Raw genomic sequence first — 5,086 nt, 5'->3', positions numbered from 1 at the left:
CTTGCTAATGCAGCGTAAAGATCGGCAGCAAGCGGCTGTATCAGCAAGGCCATGATGCGCGCATCGACGGCGCGACGATAAGCCAGCACCTCGGTGTAAGCCGGGCGCGTCAGCAAACCGCGCTGCGCACGCGCATGCTTGTCGCCGATACCGTTGTAATAGGAATTGAAGAGTACGCGGAAGGCGGGATGATACGGCTGGAAATTTTCTTCGAAACGTTCAAGTATGAAGGTCTCGAAAAACCATGTCGTATGCGCCAGATGCCATTTGATCGGGCTGGCATCCGGCATCGATTGCACGCAGCAATCTTCTGCCGACAGGGGCGCCGACAAGGCCAGCGTACGTGCGCGCACCGTTTCAAAGCGCTGCGGCAAGCCGGTGGGATCATGCAAATAGCTTTGTTTTGTCTGTACGTTCATGCTGATCCGTAAGGTTGATGGCGAGACATGCGCGGCGGATGATCCGTTTGCAGTTTACTGCGAATCGCTTCGACTCTATCTTTTGCGAAAATGTTCCAGTCCTGCCGGCTAGCCCGCATGTGCATGGCACACCATGAACCATAGTTGCGGATCGCTCCAGACCGTGACATTTTCAAACCCGGCCCGCGCCAGCAACTCCACGAAACCCTGGCGCGTGTATTTATAACTGTTTTCTGTATGTATCCGTTCACCACGCGCAAAATGCCGCTCACCATTTGACCAGTGTACAGTCTGGTCTGATGCCGCTTCCAGGTGCATTTCTATCCGGCTCAATGCGGCATTGAAAAATCCACGATGCCGCCATGCGCGCACATCAAAATCAGCGCCCAGCAAGTGATTCAGGTGCAACAGCAGGTTCAGGTTGAAGGATGCCGTCACGCCCAGGGCATCATCATATGCCGCATCGAGCAGCGATTTTTCCTTGAGCAGATCGACACCTATCAGCAAGCCGCCATCGCTCACGCCATCATGCGTGCAAGCCGCCTTCACCTGCTGCAGAAAAACCAGCGCCTCGTCCGGCGTAAAGTTGCCTATCGATGAACCCGGGTAAAAGAACAAGCGGTTTTCATCGCGCACGTTATCCGGCAGCGCAAGAGAAGTCGAAAAATCCATCCCTACGCCCAGCATGTCTATCGCCGGAAATTGCTGTTGCAGGCGACCGACTGCATCGCGCAGGAATTCTACCGAGATATCAATAGCCGCATACTGCGCAGGTTGTAGTGACGGGAACAGTTGCGCTGCCTTCGCACAATTGCCTGCACCCAGATCGATCAGCGTGCTTCCAGTGCCGACAGCTTGCGCGATCTCTGGCCCATGCTTCTGGAAGATGCCTGCCTCGGTGCGGGTCGGATAGTATTCCGGCAGCTCGCATATCGCTTCAAACAGTTTGGAGCCCAGGGCATCGTATAAATATTTCGGCGAGGTAGAGGCGCGTGCAGCCGTCAAACCTGCGAGCAACTCATCGACTATGGTTTGCTGGCGCTGCTCAGTGAGTTGTATGAATTGGGCCAAGCCGGCTCCTCCCTTTAAATATTCCAGTCAAGACAGACACGCAAAACCTGTATCCGTTCCGGTTTGATGCAAACTGCTGCAAACACCCGTTGTGCAATGCGCTATCGCCCCCATATTGCATGGCAACACACGCATAGACATAAGCATAAAAACGAGCATTTTTTACCGGTCTTGCCGGCAAGACCGACAAGGTGCAATACAGGGACTGGTGCTAAGCTATGTGCCTGCATTGCAGGCATGTTGAGGCTGGCGTCAACCTTACCATGCACCGCGCAACAGCACGATGCACATCCCGCAATGATTTTTTACCCAGCTACTGTACCCATGATCCCGAAGACATCCCGAGAATTACAAAAAGGCAGCATCGTCACGCTGCGCGGCTTGCTCAAATTCCTGCTGCCTTATAAAAAACAGTTTGTGCTGGCCGGCATCGCCTTGATCGTTGCCGCTGGCGCGACGCTGGCGATTCCCTATGCATTCCGGCAAATGATCGATCTCGGCTTTGGCGCCAACGGGATACAAAGCACGACCCATATCAATACCTATTTCCTCGCCCTGTTCGGCGTGGCTTGCATACTGGCCATCGCCACGGCAGCACGTTTTTACATGGTATCGTGGCTGGGTGAACGCGTGACTGCAGATGTACGCAGCGCCGTCTATGCGCATGTCGTGATGCAAAGCCCGCAATTCTTTGAAACCACCAAAAGCGGCGAAGTATTGTCGCGCCTGACCACCGATACGACACTGATCCAGACCCTGATAGGCACCAGCATCTCGATGGCCCTGCGCAATATGCTGTTGTTTTCCGGCGGCCTGGTGATGCTGTTCGTCACCAGCATCAAATTGTCATCAATCATCCTCGTCACCCTGACTGCAACCGTCTTGCCTATCGTCTGGTTCGGCCGGCGCGTGCGCACGCTCTCGCGCGACTCGCAGGATCGCGTGGCGGATTCGTCCGCACTGGCAGGCGAAATCCTGAATGCAATGCCGACCGTGCAGGCATTCACGCATGAAAAAATTGAATCAGCGCGTTTCGGCAAGACCGTTGAAAATGCCTTCAAAACCGCCATGCGCCGCATCCGCGCCCGCTCGCTGCTGACCATGATCGCGATCCTGCTGATCTTCGGCGCGATCGTCTTCGTGCTGTGGCTGGGCGCACATGCAGTGATAGAAGGCACGATGACGGGCGGCGAGCTCGGCCAGTTCATCCTGTATTCAGCCATCGTGGCGGGCGCAATTGGCGCCTTGTCGGAAGTCATAGGCGATGCGCAGCGTGCCGCCGGCGCCACCGAGCGCTTGCTGGAACTGCTGGCAGTGCAGTCACCGATCTCATCTCCTTCAGTGCCGCTGCCATTGCCGCCGCGGCGTGACCAAGGTGCTGCACTGGCGCTCGACAGGGTGAGCTTTCACTACCCTTCCCGCCCATTGACACCCGCGCTATCCAATCTGTCGCTGGCGATCAAGGCGGGCGAAACCGTCGCCATCGTCGGCCCGTCCGGCGCCGGCAAAACCTCGCTGTTCCAGTTGCTGCTGCGCTTCTACGATCCGCAGGAAGGCGTGATCGAACTCGACGGCATCGATATCCGCCAGCTCGACCTGCACGCCTTGCGCAATGCGATAGGCATCGTGCCGCAGGACACCGTGATTTTTTCTGCCAATGCGATGGAAAACATACGCTACGGACGCCCCGATGCCAGCGACGAAGAAGTCATCGCCGTCGCCAAACTGGCAGCGGCGCATGAATTCATAGAACGCCTGCCGGAAGGCTATCAGTCCTTCCTCGGCGAACGCGGGGTACGCCTGTCCGGCGGCCAGCGCCAGCGCATTGCCATCGCACGCGCCTTGCTGAAGAATCCGCCGTTGCTGCTGCTGGACGAAGCAACCAGTGCACTCGATGCCGAATCCGAGCGCCTGGTCCAAAGTGCGCTCGAAGCTGCGATGGTCAACCGCACCACACTGGTCATTGCGCACCGGCTGGCGACAGTACAAAGCGCCGACCGCATCATCGTGATGGAACACGGGCAGATCGTCGAAACCGGCACCCATGCATCGCTGGTCGCGGCCAACGGCTTGTATGCCAGCCTGGCGGCACTGCAGTTCGGCCAGCATTGAGCATTAAGTTAAAATAGCGGCTTCCAGCGGAACATGGCGCCAGCCATGCGCCGCCAACCCAACCAAAAACGGACTATGCATGAAACAGTATCTTGACCTGGTGCGGACCGTACTCGATTCCGGTACCTGGCAGGAAAATCGCACCGGCATACGCACCATCAGCATTCCTGGTGCGATGCTGCGTTTCGATCTGCAAAAGGACGGCTTTCCGGCGATCACGACCAAGCGCCTGGCATTCAAGTCGGTCATCGGCGAATTGATAGGCTTCTTGCGCGCGACCCGCAGCGCCGCCGAATTCCGCGCGCTGGGTTGCAAGGTGTGGGATCAGAACGCGAATGAAAATGCAGAGTGGCTGAACAATCCATATCGCCTCGGTGAAGACGATCTCGGCCCGGTGTATGGCGTGCAATGGCGTCAATGGCCAGCCTACAAACTGCTGGACGCCGACCACAAACTGCAAATCCAGGATGCGCAAGAACGCGGCTTTCGCCTGATCTCTGCCGTCAATGACGAAGGCGTCGACAAGGTTTTAATGTACAAGGCGATCGATCAATTGCGCGATTGCCTGGACACCATCATCAACAATCCGGGCAGCCGCCGCATCCTGTTCCACGGCTGGAACTGCGCCGACCTCGATGCGATTGCGCTACCGGCCTGCCACTTGCTCTACCAGTTCCTGCCTAACCAGACCACGAAAGAGATTTCGCTGTGCCTGTACATACGCAGCAACGACATCGGCCTCGGCACTCCTTTCAATCTGGCGGAAGCGGCAGCACTGTTGCACGTGGTGGGGCGTCTGACCGGTTACAAGCCGAAGTGGTTCACGTATTTCATAGGCGATGCGCATATCTATGAAAACCATCTCGACATGCTGAATGAACAAATGACGCGCACACCTTACGCTGCGCCGAAACTGCTCTTGTCGGACCGCATTCCTGATTACGCCGTCACCGGAAAATACGAACCGGAATGGCTGGAAAAACTCGAACCTAGCGACTTCAGCCTCGAAAACTACCAGCATCACGCACCATTGAGTGCGCCGATGGCGGTTTAATCCGGATCGATACCATGCCTGCACACCTGACCATCGTCGTCGCCACCGATACCAACAACGGCATCGGCATCAACAACACCCTGCCCTGGCATCTGCCGGAGGATCTGGCGCACTTCAAGCGCACCACCTCCGGCCATCCCATCATCATGGGACGCAAAACCTTCGATTCGATAGGCCGCCCCTTGCCCAACCGGCGCAATATCGTCATCACGCGCAACCCGGACTGGCAACATGCCGGCGTGGAAGCGGTGAGTTCGATCGCCGAAGCCAAGGCACTGGTCGGCGAGCAGCAGGCCTTCATAATAGGCGGCGGACAGATTTTTGCCGATACGCTGGAGGCAACCGACCGCCTGATCGTGACCAGGATAGACAAAGCCTTCGACTGCGACGCATTCTTCCCCGCCATCGATCCGGCAAAATGGCAGGAAAC

The 5,086-nt window shown here is 57.1% G+C and carries 5 protein-coding genes; 3 read left to right on the top strand and 2 right to left on the bottom strand.

All coding sequences use genetic code 11. The features are described from left to right. The coding region (locus Q7T06_RS06075; RefSeq protein ID WP_304781903.1) for a DinB family protein at nucleotides 1-419 on the bottom strand (419 nt) is incomplete at its 3' end. 108 nt (nucleotides 420-527) lie between these two features. Continuing rightward, nucleotides 528-1,490 carry an L-histidine N(alpha)-methyltransferase gene (gene egtD, locus Q7T06_RS06070; protein ID WP_304781900.1) on the bottom strand — a complete coding sequence of 321 codons (963 nt, stop codon included), beginning with the start codon at nucleotides 1,488-1,490 and terminating at the stop codon, nucleotides 528-530. Between the two features lie 324 nt (nucleotides 1,491-1,814). Here egtD and Q7T06_RS06065 point away from each other — a divergent pair, with 324 nt between their 5' ends. The 3 genes from Q7T06_RS06065 to Q7T06_RS06055 all read left to right on the top strand — a co-directional run. After that, nucleotides 1,815-3,602: an ABC transporter transmembrane domain-containing protein gene (locus tag Q7T06_RS06065; protein ID WP_304781897.1), complete on the top strand. Its 1,788-nt coding sequence runs from the start codon at nucleotides 1,815-1,817 to the stop codon at nucleotides 3,600-3,602. A 79-nt stretch (nucleotides 3,603-3,681) separates the two neighbouring features. Further along, entirely contained in the window at nucleotides 3,682-4,656 is a 975-nt protein-coding gene (locus Q7T06_RS06060) for a thymidylate synthase (RefSeq protein ID WP_304781893.1), read from the top strand. Between the two features lie 14 nt (nucleotides 4,657-4,670). Then, the coding region (locus Q7T06_RS06055) for a dihydrofolate reductase (RefSeq protein WP_304781888.1) at nucleotides 4,671-5,086 on the top strand (416 nt) is incomplete at its 3' end.

Source organism: Herminiimonas sp., from assembly GCF_030645555.1.
In the GTDB taxonomy this organism is placed as follows: Bacteria; Pseudomonadota; Gammaproteobacteria; order Burkholderiales; family Burkholderiaceae_D; genus Oxalicibacterium.
Note: the sequence above shows the minus strand (reverse complement) of the source record. Positions and strands in the feature narration are given on the sequence as shown.